General features: G+C 73.1%; 17 protein-coding genes. 6 read left to right on the forward strand and 11 right to left on the reverse strand.

Annotation, left to right across the window (positions count from 1 at the left end):
* Window positions 1-63 precede the first annotated feature (63 nt).
* Window positions 64-936, forward strand: a complete 873-nt coding sequence (locus J3P38_RS03270; protein ID WP_210502666.1) for a bile acid:sodium symporter family protein — start codon at window positions 64-66, stop codon at window positions 934-936.
* Window positions 937-949: 13 nt separating this feature from the next.
* Here J3P38_RS03270 and rdgB read toward each other — a convergent pair whose 3' ends face one another.
* On the reverse strand, window positions 950-1,573 hold the full coding sequence (rdgB, locus tag J3P38_RS03275; protein WP_210438420.1) for an RdgB/HAM1 family non-canonical purine NTP pyrophosphatase: 624 nt from the start codon (window positions 1,571-1,573) through the stop codon (window positions 950-952).
* Complete coding sequence (gene rph, locus J3P38_RS03280; RefSeq protein WP_210502667.1) at window positions 1,570-2,319, reverse strand: ribonuclease PH; 750 nt, start codon at window positions 2,317-2,319, stop codon at window positions 1,570-1,572. Before rph ends, rdgB begins: the two co-directional genes overlap by 4 nt.
* Window positions 2,320-2,551: 232 nt before the next feature.
* On the opposite strand from rph, the gene J3P38_RS03285 reads away from it, so the two are divergent.
* Both J3P38_RS03285 and J3P38_RS03290 read left to right on the forward strand, forming a co-directional pair.
* On the forward strand, window positions 2,552-3,724 hold the full coding sequence (locus tag J3P38_RS03285; protein WP_210502668.1) for a sensor histidine kinase: 1,173 nt from the start codon (window positions 2,552-2,554) through the stop codon (window positions 3,722-3,724).
* Window positions 3,721-4,371, forward strand: a complete 651-nt coding sequence (locus J3P38_RS03290) for a response regulator (protein WP_210438423.1) — start codon at window positions 3,721-3,723, stop codon at window positions 4,369-4,371. Before J3P38_RS03285 ends, J3P38_RS03290 begins: the two co-directional genes overlap by 4 nt.
* Here J3P38_RS03290 and J3P38_RS03295 read toward each other — a convergent pair.
* Both J3P38_RS03295 and murI read right to left on the reverse strand, forming a co-directional pair.
* The gene (locus J3P38_RS03295) at window positions 4,368-5,123 is read right to left on the reverse strand and encodes an MBL fold metallo-hydrolase (protein WP_210438424.1); all 756 of its coding nucleotides are present in this window, start codon (window positions 5,121-5,123) and stop codon (window positions 4,368-4,370) included. The two genes, J3P38_RS03290 and J3P38_RS03295, sit on opposite strands and share 4 nt — an antisense overlap.
* Entirely contained in the window at window positions 5,120-5,944 is an 825-nt protein-coding gene (gene murI / locus J3P38_RS03300; protein WP_210438425.1) for a glutamate racemase, read from the reverse strand. Before murI ends, J3P38_RS03295 begins: the two co-directional genes overlap by 4 nt.
* A gap of 91 nt (window positions 5,945-6,035) precedes the next feature.
* Here murI and J3P38_RS03305 point away from each other — a divergent pair, with 91 nt between their 5' ends.
* Window positions 6,036-7,094 (forward strand): alkaline phosphatase family protein, encoded by a 1,059-nt coding sequence (locus tag J3P38_RS03305; RefSeq protein WP_210438426.1) that lies wholly within the window; start codon window positions 6,036-6,038, stop codon window positions 7,092-7,094.
* On the opposite strand, the gene J3P38_RS03310 is transcribed toward J3P38_RS03305, so the two are convergent.
* The 4 genes from J3P38_RS03310 to J3P38_RS03325 form a co-directional block, all read right to left on the reverse strand.
* Window positions 7,081-7,779 (reverse strand): DUF3152 domain-containing protein, encoded by a 699-nt coding sequence (locus tag J3P38_RS03310; RefSeq protein ID WP_210502669.1) that lies wholly within the window; start codon window positions 7,777-7,779, stop codon window positions 7,081-7,083. The genes J3P38_RS03305 and J3P38_RS03310 overlap by 14 nt on opposite strands.
* Before the next feature lie 64 nt (window positions 7,780-7,843).
* Window positions 7,844-8,791, reverse strand: a complete 948-nt coding sequence (locus tag J3P38_RS03315; protein ID WP_210438428.1) for a PLP-dependent cysteine synthase family protein — start codon at window positions 8,789-8,791, stop codon at window positions 7,844-7,846.
* Between the two features lie 133 nt (window positions 8,792-8,924).
* Window positions 8,925-9,212, reverse strand: coding sequence for a MoaD/ThiS family protein (locus J3P38_RS03320; protein WP_210438429.1), 288 nt, complete (start codon window positions 9,210-9,212; stop codon window positions 8,925-8,927).
* Complete coding sequence (locus J3P38_RS03325) at window positions 9,212-9,688, reverse strand: Mov34/MPN/PAD-1 family protein (RefSeq protein ID WP_210502670.1); 477 nt, start codon at window positions 9,686-9,688, stop codon at window positions 9,212-9,214. The genes J3P38_RS03320 and J3P38_RS03325 overlap by 1 nt, the downstream gene beginning before the upstream one ends.
* A 93-nt stretch (window positions 9,689-9,781) precedes the next feature.
* Here J3P38_RS03325 and J3P38_RS03330 point away from each other — a divergent pair, with 93 nt between their 5' ends.
* The gene (locus tag J3P38_RS03330; protein WP_210438431.1) at window positions 9,782-11,035 is read left to right on the forward strand and encodes an MFS transporter; all 1,254 of its coding nucleotides are present in this window, start codon (window positions 9,782-9,784) and stop codon (window positions 11,033-11,035) included.
* A 2-nt stretch (window positions 11,036-11,037) separates the two neighbouring features.
* Here the strand turns inward: J3P38_RS03330 and J3P38_RS03335 are convergent, their stop codons facing one another.
* From J3P38_RS03335 to clpS, 3 genes are read right to left on the reverse strand one after another with little or no spacing between them, the layout of a single operon-like run.
* Window positions 11,038-12,261: a DUF429 domain-containing protein gene (locus tag J3P38_RS03335; protein ID WP_210502671.1), complete on the reverse strand. Its 1,224-nt coding sequence runs from the start codon at window positions 12,259-12,261 to the stop codon at window positions 11,038-11,040.
* An 18-nt stretch (window positions 12,262-12,279) separates the two neighbouring features.
* Complete coding sequence (locus tag J3P38_RS03340; RefSeq protein WP_210438433.1) at window positions 12,280-12,870, reverse strand: DUF2017 domain-containing protein; 591 nt, start codon at window positions 12,868-12,870, stop codon at window positions 12,280-12,282.
* Between the two features lies 1 nt (window position 12,871).
* The gene (gene clpS, locus J3P38_RS03345) at window positions 12,872-13,174 is read right to left on the reverse strand and encodes an ATP-dependent Clp protease adapter ClpS (RefSeq protein ID WP_210502672.1); all 303 of its coding nucleotides are present in this window, start codon (window positions 13,172-13,174) and stop codon (window positions 12,872-12,874) included.
* Between the two features lie 18 nt (window positions 13,175-13,192).
* On the opposite strand from clpS, the gene J3P38_RS03350 reads away from it, so the two are divergent.
* Complete coding sequence (locus J3P38_RS03350) at window positions 13,193-14,482, forward strand: nicotinate phosphoribosyltransferase (protein WP_210502673.1); 1,290 nt, start codon at window positions 13,193-13,195, stop codon at window positions 14,480-14,482.
* Window positions 14,483-14,530 lie beyond the last annotated feature (48 nt).

A 14,530-nucleotide genomic window follows, 5' to 3' on the forward strand; every position in this document is an offset into this window, starting at 1 on the left:
CGGCGAGCCGAGTCCGGTCCGATCCCCCTGACGTGTGACGCCGCTCACCACTAGGGTCCGCGCATGGATTCCGCGCTGACCACCGTCGGACTGCCCCTCGCCCTGGCGATCATCATGTTCGGCCTCGGGCTCGACCTCACCGTCGGCGACTTCAAGCGAGTCGCTCGCGCACCCCGGGCCGTGGCCGTCGCCCTGGCCTGCCAGGTCGTGCTCCTGCCGGTCGTCTGCTTCGGGCTGGTCGTGCTGTTCGACCTGCCGGCCCTGCTCGGCATCGGCATGCTCCTGCTCGCCGCCTCGCCGGGCGGCACCACGGCCAACCTGTTCAGCCACCTGTTCCGGGGCGACGTCGCGCTCAACATCACCCTGACCGCGATCAACACGGTCATCGCGGTCGTGACGCTGCCGGTGATCACCGGCCTCGCCATCGGGTACTTCGACCGGCAGGACGACGTCTCCATGCCGCTGGTGGAGATCGTCAAGGTCTTCGCGCTGATCCTGATGCCCGTGGGCCTCGGCATGGTCGTCAACAGGCGGGCGCCCGGCTTCGCGCGACGGATGGACAAGCCGGTGCGCATCGGGTCGGCGGTGTCCCTCGCGATCCTGGTGCTCGGGATCCTCATCGACCAGGTCGAGAACGTGGGCGACTACCTCGCGGACGTCGGCCTGATCACGGCGCTGTTCTGCGCGATCAGCCTCGTGGTGGGCTACGTCGTGCCGAAGGCCCTCGGGGTGACCGGCCCGCAGGCCATCGCCTCGTCGATGGAGGTCGGCGTGCACAACGCGACCCTGGCGATCTTCGTGGCGGTCGAGGTGCTCGACGAGGTCGAGATCTCGGTGCCGGCCGCGGTCTACTCGCTCGTGATGTTCCTCTTCGCGGCGCTCTGGGGCGCGTGGGTGAGCAAGCGGGTCGACACCCGGGAGTCGGTGACGGCCTGAGGAGCCGGCGGCCTCAGGACAGGTCGGCGGCGACGTAGGGCGCCAGCTCGCGCAGGGCCCGGCCGCGGTGGGAGATCCGGTCCTTCTCGCCGGGCTCGAGCTCGGCGGCGGTGAGACCCGCGGCGTCGTGCTCGACCGGGACGAAGACGACGTCGTAGCCGAAGCCGCCGCTCCCCCGCTGCTCCCGCACGATGCGTCCGTCCATGCGGCCCTCGACGACGCGCTCACCACCGTCCGGCATCACCCATGCGACCGCGCACGCGAAGTGGGCGCCGCGGCGCTCGTCGGGCACGTCGTGCAGCTGCGCGAGGAGGAGCTCGTTGTTCCGCTCGTCGGCCGCCCGCTTGTCACCGTGCGGCGAGCCCGACCACCGTGCGGAGAGCACGCCCGGCATCCCGTTGAGGGCGTCGACGCACAGCCCGCTGTCGTCGGCCACGGAGGGCAGCCCGGTGGCCGCGACCCCGGCCCTGGCCTTGAGCAGCGCGTTGCCCGCGAAGGTCGGCTGGTCCTCGACCGGCTCGACGTAGCCGTCGACGTCGGCGATGCCGAGCACCTCCACGTCGGGGACGTGAGCGGCGAGGATGCGCTGCATCTCGGCGATCTTCTTGGCGTTGGCAGAGGCGAGGAAGATCCTCATCGCGCCAGCGCCTCCTGCTGCAGGCGCGTGAGGTCCGCGCACCCCTTCTCGGCCAGCACGAGCAGCGCGTCGAGCTCGGCCCGGTCGAAGGCGGCGCCCTCGGCGGTGCCCTGCACCTCGACGAACTTCCCCTCGCCGGTCATCACCACGTTCATGTCGGTCTCGGCGCGCACGTCCTCGACGTAGGGCAGGTCCAGCCGCGGCACGCCGTCGACGATGCCGACGCTCACGGCGGCGACCGACCCGGTGAGCGGCTCGCCCGCGAGCGCACCGGTGGCCCGCAGGTGGGCGACCGCGTCGGCGAGGGCGACGTACGCCCCGGTGATGGCGGCGGTGCGGGTGCCGCCGTCGGCCTGCAGGACGTCGCAGTCGAGGACGATCGTGTTCTCGCCCAGCGCCCGGTAGTCGATGACCGCGCGCAGCGAGCGGCCGATGAGGCGGGAGATCTCGTGCGTGCGGCCTCCGATACGGCCCTTGACCGACTCGCGGTCGGAGCGGGTGTTGGTCGCCGCGGGCAGCATCGCGTACTCGGCGGTGACCCAGCCGAGGCCGGATCCCTTGCGCCAGCGGGGCACGCCCTCCGAGGCCGAGGCGGCGCACAGCACCTTGGTGCCGCCGAACTCCACGAGCACCGACCCTGCGGCGTGGTCGAGCCAGTGGCGGGTGATCGTGATGGGTCGCAGCTCGTCGTCGGCACGGCCGTCTGCGCGCGGAGCCGGCGTGGGCTCGGAGGGTCCGGAGGTCATGGCACGACCCTAGACGCGGCTGAGCCGGGTCCGGTCACCCCCGTGTGTCACCGGACCCGGCTCGAGGCCCCGTCCCCTGCGGGACCGACCTGCTGCGCGCGGCCCCACGCCGCGCAGCTCCCTCCGCGCGGTGGTGACACCAGAGTGCGGTCCGCCGCCCGGTCGGGGCATCAACCCGTGGGCGCTGCCGGTGCAGACCAAAGTAGGAGTGGCGCTCGCTACCCTGAGCGCCGTGGACACGCGTCGGGCGCACCCGGAGGGCCACCCGGGCCAGCCCGAGCTGACCTGGGTGTCGCACGCGTGGCGCTACGCCGTGTGCCTCCTGTTCTCGGCGCTGGTGTGGTCGAACGTCGCGGCCGTCGAGTGGCGCGACGTCCGCGGCTTCTTCGTCGTCGAGCTCGCCCTCGGGGCCGCCTCGTTCGTGCTGGTGCACTTCCGCAGGCGGGCCCCGGTGCGCATCGCGCTCCTCGTCGCGGGAGTGAGCGCCTTCTCGGGGCTGGCCTCCGGGCCGGCGACGCTGGCGGCGGTGTCCGTGGCGACCCGCCGGCAGTTCCGCGAGGTCGTGCTCGTCGGGGTGGTGAACTTCCTCGCCGCGCAGACCTGGACCACGATCGCGCCGATCCAGGGCGACGACTACCTGATCACCACCCTGGTCAACCTCGCGGTGAACGCCGGGATCATGGGATGGGGGCTCTACATCGGCTCCCGCCGGGAGCTGCTCTGGAGCCTGCGCAGCCGCGCCGAGCGCGCCGAGCTCGAGCAGGAGCTGCGGCTGTCCCAGGCCCGCACCGTCGAGCGCACCCGGATCGCAGGCGAGATGCACGACGTGCTGGCGCACCGGATCACGCAGGTGTCGATGCAGGCCGGTGCGCTCGCCTTCCGCGACGACCTCGACGGCGACCGGTTGCGCGAGGGGCTCGGGCAGATCCAGCGGCAGGCCAACGACGCGCTCCACGAGCTGCGCGACGTCCTCGGCGTGCTCCGGGAGGACGACCCGAGCCCGCCGACCGCGCGGCCCCAGCCGACGTACGACGACATCGCGGCGCTCGTCGACGAGGCGAGGACGCTCGGCCTCGACGTCGACTACACCGACACCGTGGACACCGCCACGCCGGTGCCGGCGGCCACCGGCCGGACGGTCTACCGCATCGTGCAGGAGGGCATCACCAACGCCCGCAAGCACGCGCCGGGCGCGCGGGTCACCATCCGGTCCACGGGTGACCCGGGGTCCGGCATCACCGTCGTGGTGAGCAACCCGCTGGGCGAGCGGCGCAGCGCCGCACCGGGCGCCGGGCTCGGGCTGGTGGGCCTGCGCGAGCGGGCCGAGCTGCGGGGCGGCCGGCTGCACCAGCGCGCGGAGGGGTCGTCGTTCGCGCTCGAGGCTTGGTTACCGTGGTCGGCGTGATCCGCGTGCTGCTCGTAGACGACGACCCGCTGGTCCGCTCGGCGCTGTCCCTCATGCTCGGCGGACAGTCCGACATCGAGGTGGTGGGTGAGGCCCCCAACGGCGAGGCCGGCCTGGCGCTGGTGGACGACACGGAGCCCGACGTCGTGCTCATGGACATCCGGATGCCGGTGATGGACGGCCTCGAGGCGACCCGGCTGCTGCACTCGCGGCCCGCGCCGCCGGCCGTGGTCGTGCTCACCACCTTCGACGCCGACGACCACGTCCTGCGCGCCGTGGCGTCGGGTGCCGACGGCTTCCTGCTGAAGGACACCCCGCCCGGCGACATCGTGAGCGCCATCCGCACGGTGGCCGCCGGCGACGCGATGCTCTCCCCCTCCGCGACCCGGAGCCTGGTCTCCCGCCTGCGCGACACCGCGCCGACCGACCGCTCCACCACGGCCGCGGACCGGCTGGCCGTCCTGACCGAGCGCGAGCTCGAGGTCGCGGTGTGCGTCGGGCGAGGACTCAGCAACTCCGAGATCGCCTCGGAGCTCTACCTCTCGATCCCCACCGTGAAGTCACACGTCTCGAGGCTGCTCACCAAGCTCGAGAGCACCAACCGCGTGCAGGTCGCGATGATCGTCCACGACGCGGGCCTGGTCTAGATCTCGTACGTCGCCCCGGCGCGGGCGAGCTCGACCCGGCCCGCCCACTCGGCGCGCGCCTCGGCCTCGGCGTCGGCCGCGTCGTGCCACGGCGGCACGTGGGTCAGCACGAGCCGGTCCACCCCCGCCTTCGCGGCCGTGCGTCCGCAGTCGGCGCCGGTCATGTGGAGGTCGGGCGGGTTGTCGTCCGTGCTCCGGAAGGACGCCTCCGCGAGCAGGAGGTCCGCGCCGGACGCGACCTCGTCCAGGGTGGGGCAGGGGCCGGTGTCGCCGGAGTAGACGAGGGTGCGGCCGCCGGACGTGACCTTCAGCGCGTAGGCGGCGACGGGGTGCACCACCGCGTGCGCCTCGACCCGGAACGGGCCGAGGTCGACCGGGCCGGCGTGCTCGCGGAAGTCGAACTCCTCGGTCATCCCGGGCTCGGAGGGGAGGTCGTAGGCCCGCGCCATCCGCTCGGCGGTCCCGGCCGGTCCCCAGACCGGGATCGGCGGCTGGGCGCCGGTCGGGTGGTACTTGCGCATCACGTAGTAGCCGCAGAGGTCGAGGCAGTGGTCGGCGTGGAGGTGGCTCAGGAACACCGCGTCGATGGCGAGCGGGTCCGCGTGGCGGTGCAGCTGCCCGAGCGCGCCGTTGCCGAGGTCGAGCAGGATCCGCCAGGTCCGGCCCTCGTGCTCCTCCTCGAGCAGGTAGCAGCTCGCCGGCGACTCGGGCCCGGGGTAGGACCCCGAGCACCCGACGATGGTGAGCCTCATCGCAGGCCTCCCGCGAACTGGCTGGCGCCCAGGAGCTCCGAGCCCAGGAAGCGGCGGCCGATGGTGGCGAAGTCCTCCGGGCTGCCGGTGGTGGCGAAGGTGTAGTCGGCCTCGCCGCCGGCGCGCATCAGGCCGGTCCGGGCGAGCATCTTGTAGACATCCTTGGCGCACTCCTCCGCGGAGCTGACGAGCGTGACCTCGTCACCCATGACGTACGAGATGACGCCGGTCAGCAGCGGGTAGTGGGTGCAGCCGAGGATCAGGGTGTCCACGCCGGCGGCGGCCAGCGGGTCGAGGTACTCGTGGGCGGCGGCCAGCAGCTCGTCGCCGCCGGTGACGCCCTGCTCGACGAAGTCGACGAACCGGGGGCACGCCCGGATGTGCAGGTCGAGGTCCGGTGCGGCGGCGAAGGCGTCGTCGTAGGCCATCGAGCCGGCCGTGGCGCGCGTGCAGATCACGCCGACCCTGCGGTTGCGGGTGGCCGCGGCGGCGCGGCGCGCGGCCGGCAGGATCACCTCGACGACCGGGACGTCGTAGCGCTCGCGCGCGTCGCGCAGCATCGCGGCGCTGGCGGAGTTGCAGGCGATCACGAGCGCCTTGACCCCTTGCGCGTAGAGGTGGTCGAGGCACTCGAGGGCGTACTCGCGCACCTCGCCGATCGGCTTCTGGCCGTAGGGCTGGCGCGCGGTGTCGCCGAGGTAGACGACCGACTCGTGCGGCAGCTGGTCGATCACCGAGCGGGCGACGGTCAGCCCGCCGAACCCCGAGTCGAAGATGCCGATGGGGGCGTCGGCGGTCGGTGCGGGCTGGGCGGTCGGCACAGGAAGCAGGCTAGGCGCTCCCCGGTCGCCGGTCACGCCGTCGGGGGCGTCGGCCCGGTCACACCCGGGGTGCTCGGGTTATCGTCGGGCAGTGACCCTGCGCAACGTGCTCGTCTCGCTCCTGGTCGGCTCGGGCCTCGTCCTCGCCGGCACCCAGGCGCCCGCACTCGTCCCCGACAGCTCGGTGGAGGGAGCGGTCGACGGCCGCACCGCCCCGGGCACGGCCGCCAGGGCGGCAGCCGATGCCGAGTCCGTGCTCGCCATCTCCATCGACGGCATGAGCGTGCCCGCCGTCCGCCGGCTCGGCAGGAAGCAGCTGCCGCACCTCCACCGCTTCATGCGGGCCGGCGCCTCCACGCTCAACGCGCGCACCGAGCACGAGATGACGGTGACCCTGCCCAACCACACCGGCATGGTCACCGGTCGTCGCATCGAGGCCGCCACGGGCGGCCACGGGGTCACCTGGAACGACGACCGGCCCGTGCCGAGCACGGTGCAGGCCGCGGCCGGGCACGACGTGGCCTCGGTCTTCTCGGTCGTCGACGCCGCAGGCGGATCGGCTGCGCTGTTCGCCTCGAAGACGAAGTTCGGCCTGTGGCAGCGGTCGTGGCCCGACGCCATCGACCGCACCACGATCGACCTGGACAACGCCGCGCTGGTGACCGCGCTGGTCGACGACCTCGAGACGGACCGAGACTTCCGCTTCCTCCACCTCTCCCTGCCCGACAACGCCGGCCACAGGAGCGGCTGGATGTCGCGGCCCTACCTCGCCGCGGTGCGGAGGTCCGACGCGCTCGTCGGTCGTGTGGTGCGGGCCGTCAACGCCGACCCGGCCCGCCGGGCCGGCACCACGATCCTGCTGACGAGCGACCACGGCGGGCACGGGCCCTCGCACGACAAAGCCACGCTGCTCGACAACTACCGCGTCGTCTTCATGGCACGCGGCTCCGCCGTGGACCGCGGGGTCGACCTCTACGCCATCAATCCCAGCTACAAGGACCCCGGCACCCGGCGCACCCGCTACGGCATGCGCCGTCCCCCGGTCCGCAACGGCATGATCGCCAACCTCGCGCTCGACCTGCTCGACCTCCCCGCCGTGGAGGGCAGCGAGTTCGACGCCGAGATGGACCTGCGGCTCACCGCCCCCTGACGGCAGCCGCCTCGCGTTCCAGCGGCCACGGGTTGAACCGGCACCCGCCGGTGCCCTTCGACTGCTGCATCATCACCGGCGCCCGGCGGCCGCCGCGACACGACGCGTGCCCGAGGCCGAGCCAGTGCCCGGTCTCGTGGTTGACCACCATGTGGCGGTAGTCGCGCCGCGACCGACCCGCAGCGTTCCACGCCGGCGACGCGCGCAGCCACCGCAGCTGGTTGATGACCACGTGCCGGCCCACCCGGCACGACCACCGCGTCGAGCAGCCCGCCGAGAACGACGGCAGCGTCCCCGGCGCCGCGAGCACGAGCGTGAAGTGCCCGCCGCGGCGCACCCGACGGAGCTCCACGCCGCCCGACCTCCAGCCGCGCGGGTCGTCGAACGTCTCCTGCGCCTGCCGCCGAAACACCTTCGTCGACGCGCCGATGCGTCCCCGCGTGGTGACGGAGTAGGTGACGCGGCGCCGGACTTGGACGACGTCCTCCCCGGCGGCGTACCGGTCGGCCCTCGCCGTACGCCGGTGCTCGCTCGCGTCGAGGTGACCCGGTGCCGCGTGGTGCCTGTGTCCGGGGCGTTCCCCGCCGGCGTGGGCGGGGCCGGCGAGCAGCGTGAGGAGGAGCGAGGCGAGGAGGAGCGGCGCGAGGACGAGTGGGGCCAGGACGACGCGCACGACTGTGCTCACCCGTCGAGCGTAGACCGGAGCGGGCGCACGTGGGAGCCCGGCTGCCCGACCGCCGACGGCCTGCTCAGGCCCAGAGCTGCCCGTCGAGACGGTCCTCGGCGTCGTCGACCGTGCCCTCGTAGGCGCCGGTCGAGAGGTACTTCCAGCCGCCGTCGCACACCACGAAGGCGATGTCGGCGCGCTCGCCGGCCTTCTGCGCCTTGGCGGCCTGGCCGAGCGCGGCGTGCAGGATCGCGCCGGTCGAGATGCCGGCGAAGATGCCCTCGAGCTCGAGCAGCTCGCGCACGCGGCGCACGGCGTCGCGCGGGCCCACGCTGAAGCGTGAGTCGATCAGCGAGGCGTCGTAGAGCTCGGGGACGAACCCCTCGTCGAGGTTGCGCAGGCCGTAGACGAGCTCGCCGTAGCGCGGCTCGGCGGCCACGATGCGGACGTCGGGCTTGGCGGCGCGGAAGAAGCGGGAGACGCCCATGAGGGTCCCGGTCGTGCCGAGCCCGGCGACGAAGTGGGTGATCTCGGGGAGGTCGGCGAGCAGCTCGGGACCGGTGCCCTCCTCGTGGGCGAGGGCGTTGGCGTCGTTGCCGTACTGGTAGAGCATCACCCAGTCGGGGTGCTCCCCCGCGATCTGCTTCGCGACGCGCACGGCCTCATTCGAGCCGCCGGCGGCCGGGGAGGAGACGATCTCCGCGCCCCACATCCGCAGCAGCTGCCGCCGCTCCTCGGAGGTGTTCTCCGGCATCACGCAGACGATGCGGTAGCCCTTGAGCTTGGCGGCCATCGCCAGTGAGATGCCGGTGTTGCCGCTGGTGGGCTCGAGGATCGTGCAGCCGGGGCGGAGCGTGCCGTCCTTCTCCGCCTGCTCGATCATCCGCAGGGCCGGACGGTCCTTGATCGAGCCGGTGGGGTTGCGGTCCTCGAGCTTGGCCCAGATCCGGACGTCGGGGCTCGGCGAGAGCCGTGGCAGGCCGACGAGGGGCGTGCCGCCGACCGACTCCAGCAGGCTGTCGAAGCGCATGCCGCAAGCATGACATCCGCCCCTCGGTGGAGGCCGCCGGCCGCCGGTTGCCCGATGCGCGAGACGACGCCAGCCGGGGGCCGGAGGCGTGCTCTTGCCCCCGGCTGACGCCGGGGGACCCGGACCGGCCGGCTCAGCAGCCGCCGGCGACGGCGGGGAGCACCACGACCTGGTCGCCGTCGGAGAGCTCGGCGTCGAGCCCGCCGATGAAGCGGACGTCCTCGTCGTTGATGTAGACGTTGACGAACCGCCGCAGGTCGACCGAGCCGGCCTTCTCCTCGACCAGGCGGTCCTTGATGCCGGGGTGGTTGCCCTCGAGGTCGTCGATGAGCTCGGCCAGCTTGCCGCCCGTGCCCTCGACGGCCTTGGCGCCGTCGGTGTACGTGCGGAGGATGGTGGGGATCCGGACCTCGATGGCCATCAGGTGGTGCTCGCTTCCTGGGATGTCTCTGGGGGTGTTCCTGCAGTGGGCGTGACCGTGATGTCCTCCTCGGTCACGACGCCGTCGATGATTCTGTAGGACCTGAACTCCACGGGGCCGTCACTATTCCCCTCCTCGTCGAAGCTGTCCCGGGTGCTCACCAGCACGTAGTGCGCATTGGGCTCGCTGGCGAGGCCGATGTCGGTGCGGCTGGGGTAGGCCTCGGTCGCGGTGTGGGAGTGGTAGATCACCACCGGCTCCTCGTCGCGGGCGTCCATGTCCTTGTAGAGGGCGAGCAGCTCGCTGGAGTCGAACTCGTAGAAGGTCGGGCTGCCCGCCGCGTTGACCATGGGGATGAAGCGCTCGGGCCGGTCGCTGCCCTCGGGGCCGGCGACGACGCCGCACGCCTCGTCGGGGTGGTCGCGCTTGGCGTGCGCCACGATGGCGTCGTAGGTCTCCTGGGCGATGGTCAGCACGTCTCCGAGCGTAGGCGGCGCCCGGAGTTGACCTGGCCGCGTCTCACGACGTATATCTTGACGTCAAGATAGTCGGGTGTGCGAGGGGTTCGGATGACGGTCGGAGATGTCCAGGCACCCCTCACGCGCCGGGGGCTCCCGCTCGACCCGGACCTCCGGGTGCTGGCCCTGGGCTCCTTCGCGAACCGCTTCGGCTCCGGAGCGGTCATCACGACGAGCGCCATCTACTTCACCCGCCACGTGGGCTTCACCGCCGCGGAGGTCGGCCTGGCCTTCGCCCTCGCCGGCATCGTCGCGCTCGTGGTGCAGGTGCCGGCCGGCCAGCTCGGCGACACGCTCGGGCCGCGGCGGGTGCTGACCGCCGCCATGGTCGGGGCCGCGCTCGTCGCGCCCCTGCCCGCCTTCGCCCGGGCGCCCTGGTCGCTCGCGCTGCTCCTGGCGCTGCTGACCCTCTTCGAGCGATCCGCCGGCGCGGTGCAGCAGGGTGTGATCGCCCAACTGGCCACCGGCGGCCGCGGCGTGCTGTTCAAGGCCTACCTGCGTGCGGTCACCAACTCAGCCATCGGCCTCGGCTCGGTGTTCGGCGGCGCCGCGCTCGTCGTCGACGAGGAGTGGGCCTACGTCTCGGTGTTCTTCCTCAACGCCGCGTTCACCGGCCTGGCGGCGTGGAACAGCACCCGCCTGCCCGACCTGCCGGCGTACGTCCGCACCGAGGGCGAGCCGCGCCTAGCCGTGCTCCGCGACGTGCCCTTCGTGGTGATCACCCTCATCACCGGCGTGTTCTCCCTGCACTTCACGATCATGGAGCTCGGCATGGCGCTCTACATCGTCGAGCGCACCGAGGCGCCCAAGGTGATGGTCGCGATCCTGCTGGTGGTCAACACCATCGCCGTCACCTTCTTCCAGGTCCGCCTCTCGCGTCGTGCCGACTCCGTGGCGACCGGGGCCCGCGCGCTGCTGACCGGCTCGCTGTTCATCGCCGCAGGCTTCGCCGTGGTGGCCTTCGCCGACCGGGGCGACGCCACCACCGCCGTGCTGCTGCTCGTCGTCGGCTCGCTGGTGCACGTCGTCGGGGAGATGATCGGCTCGGGCGGCCAGTGGGGGCTCCAGATGGGGCTGGCGCCGCACGAGCGGCAGGGGCAGTACCAGGGCTTCGCCGGACTCGGCTTCAGCCTCACCTCGGTCATCGGTCCGCCGATGGTCGCCTACTTCTGCGTCGACCTCGGCGAGGTGGGCTGGCTGCTGCTGGCCGGGCTGATGGTGGTGACCGGCCTCGCCGCGATCCCGGCGTCACGCTGGGCGCTGGCCTCGCGGGCCCGCTACGGGGTGACCACCCACTCGGGCTGACCTCAGGCGCGGATCGCGGCCGGGATGCCGTCGGAGAAGACCTCCGGCTCGGCCGGGAAGGCCTCCGAGAGGCCACGGGCGTGCCGCACCGCCGTCCACGCCGCCGCGCACGCGTCGAGCAGGTCGTCCTCGCCGAACCCGGACCCGCGGAACCACGGGGGTGCCGCGATGCCGTGGGCGGCCAGCACCTCGCGACGCGCCCGTACGCCGTCGGCGTCCTTCTTGCGCGCCTGCACGGGACCGCCGGCCATCCGGGCGAAGCTCACCTCCGGGTGCACCTCGATCACCTGGGTGCCGGGCTCCGAGCGGACCCACGCGTCGACCTCCAGCACCTTCCGGCGCAGCGCGTACGCCTGGGCGCTGACGCTGGTGCGGCCGTCGGTCGCGGCGAGGTTGGCCGTCCGCGCCTCCTCGTAGGTCGGCGCCTCGAGCGCAGCCCGCACCGGTGTGGAGAACACCGACGACGCCCGCCCGGCCAGGACCCGGCGCGCCTCGGCGTCGGCCCGCCGGCCCCCGGCGTCGGGCAGCCCGATCGGGATGTCGATCGCCACGACGGGCACGTCGTACCTCTCGCGCACGAGCTCGACGAGCTCGACGACGGTGGCGGCGACGAACACCGAGGCGCGGAGCCCGGTGTCGAGGACCACGCCCACCCATCCGGTGCCGCACGCGTCGACGCCGAGCACCGGTGCGGGTGGCGCGACGAGCGCCGGCGACCCGACCCCGTCTGCGGCCCCCGCGGTCTCCTGTCCCGCCGGCGCGACGAACCGGGCCTCGCGCTCGTCGCTGGTGGCAGCCGCGATCCGGGCCAGCATCACCTCGGTCATGGGCGGCAGCGCGGCGAGCGGCCACCAGCGGACGTGGCTCGACTCGTCGTCCGCCACGTGCGCCTCCCCCTCGAGCCAGGTGCAGGCGAAGGTGAGGTCGAGGTAGCTCGCCCGGTCGCCGTTCACGTGGACGATCCCGCCGTGCGCGCCGGTCGAGGCCAGGCGGTCGACCCGGATCCGGACGCCGGTCTCCTCCATCGCCTCGCGGGCCGCCGCGACGGCCGGCTCCTCGCCGGGCTCGGGGATCCCGGTGACCGGCGTCCAGTGGCCGTTGTCGGCCCGCCGGACCAGCAGGACGTCGTCCCCGCGGCGCACGACCGCGGTGACCCCGGGCAGCCACAGCGGGTCGTGGCCGATCTTCTCGCGGATCGCGAGGACGAAGTCGGGGACCGGGGTCACGAGGGGCTCACGAGGGGCTCACGAGGACAGCGCCTCGACGAGCGTCTCCTGCAGGTAGCCGACCCACTCGTAGATGTCGTGCGCCTGGGCGCGCGGGTCGTCGTCGGGGAGCGAGTGCCAGTAGTGCTCGTCGCCGGCCTCCACGCCCAGCCGTGTCGCGAGGGCGAGCCGGATGTCGGTGAACGCCCTCATCCAGGACTCGGCGTCGTCACGGGTCAGCTCGACGTCGATCACCAGGCCGTCCTCGGTGAGCTCGGGCGGGAGGCCGGCGTCCTCGAGCGTGTCGATGATCAGCGCGGAGACCGCCGCCTTGCCGTCGCGCAGGGCTCCCTCGGTGAAGCGGCGGAAGTCGGCGGCCGCCTCCTCGTCGTCGAGGTACGCCGTCGGGAACAACCGCGCCAGCACCGGGTCCTCGGGGGCCGTGGTCGCGCCGGAGAACTCGGCGGTCATCGCCTCGAACGGGTCGCCGGACGGGGTCGCCGGCTCGGCCCGCTCGTTGCGGAGCAGCTCGACGAGCTGCGAGGCCAGGGAGCGCAGGAGGTCGGCCTCGAAGCCGGTGAACGTCGCGATGACGCGGTCCGACCTCCGGTGGTGCTCGAAACCGCTCACCTCAGGCCTTCTCCATCGTCGCCCAGAGGCCGTACTCGTGCATCGCCTGCACGTCGCGCTCCATCTCCTCGCGGGTGCCCGTCGAGACGACGGACCGGCCCTCGGTGTGCACCTCGAGCATCAGCTTCTCGGCCTTGGCCTTGTCGTAGCCGAAGTACTTCTGGAAGACGTAGCACACGTACGACATGAGGTTCACCGGGTCGTCCCAGACCAGGGTCACCCACGGCTTGGCCAGGTAGGTGATCTCGTCGGGAGTCACGGTCGGCTCGACCTCTACGGGACTGGCGGCTGACACGAGGCCCATCGTGGCACAGTACGGGTCGTGACGACTTCGGCGGCGCTGTTGACCGACCACTACGAGCTCACCATGGTCCAGGCCGCCCGGCAGTCCGGCACGGCTGACCGGCGGGCGGTCTTCGAGCTGTTCCCCAGGCGGCTGCCGGGCGGTCGCCGCTACGGCGTGGTGGCCGGCGTCGGGAGGGCCCTCGACGCCGTCGAGGACTTCCGCTTCGACGCCGCCTCGCTGGCCGTGCTCGAGGGCCTGGTGGACCCGGGCATGCTCGAGTGGCTGGCGTCCTACCGCTTCTCGGGTGACATCCACGGGTACGCCGAGGGCGAGACCTTCTTCCCCCACTCCCCCCTGCTCGTGGTCGAGGGCGCCTTCGCCGAGGCGGTGCTCCTCGAGACGGTGCTGCTGTCGATCTACAACCACGACTCCGCGATCGCCTCCGCCGCGTCGCGCATGACGCTCGCGGCGGGCGCCCGGCCCTGCATCGAGATGGGCTCGCGACGCACGCACGAGGAGGCCGCGGTCGCCGCGGCGCGGGCGGCGTACGTCGCCGGCTTCGAGGCCACCAGCAACCTCGCCGCACGCGCCCGCCACGGCGTCCCCTCGACGGGCACCTCCGCGCACTCCTTCACGCTGCTCCACGACGCCGAGGCCGACGCGTTCCGCGCCCAGGTGCAGACGCTGGGCGTCGGCACCACCCTGCTCGTGGACACCTACGACGTGACGGAGGCCGTGCGGCTCGCGGTCGAGGTGGCCGGCACCGGCCTCGGCGCCGTGCGGCTGGACTCCGGCGACCTCGGCGAGGTGGCGCGCGAGGTCCGCGCCCAGCTCGACTCCCTCGGCGCGACCGGCACCCGGATCGTGGTGACCAGCGACCTCGACGAGCACGCGATCGCCGCCCTGGCCGCCGCCCCGGTGGACGCCTACGGGGTCGGCACCCAGCTCGTCACCGGGTCCGGGCACCCCACCTGCGGCTTCGTCTACAAGCTGGTCGCGCGCGAGGGCGACGACGGCCGGATGGTGTCGGTGGCGAAGAAGTCGACGGACAAGCGCTCGATCGGCGGCCGCAAGTACGCCCTGCGCCGCCGCAGCGCGTCGGGCGTGGCCGAGGCGGAGGTCGTCGGCATCGGCACGGACCCGGGCGACGACGGTGACGACCGCCCGCTGCTGGTGCCGCTCGTGCGCGACGGCGAGGTCGTCGGCAGGACGACGCTGGAGCAGGCGCGCACCCGGCACCGCACCTCCCTCGCGGAGCTGCCGCGCGCGGTCACCCAGATGTCGGCCGGCGAGCCGGTGATTCCGACCGTCTTCGAGGGAGGCTGACCCGAGCGTCGGTCCGCATCGGCGGTCCGGATCGCCCGTCAGGGTCGG

The organism is Nocardioides xinjiangensis, assembly GCF_017916455.1.
GTDB classification, from domain to species: Bacteria; Actinomycetota; Actinomycetes; order Propionibacteriales; family Nocardioidaceae; genus Nocardioides; species Nocardioides xinjiangensis.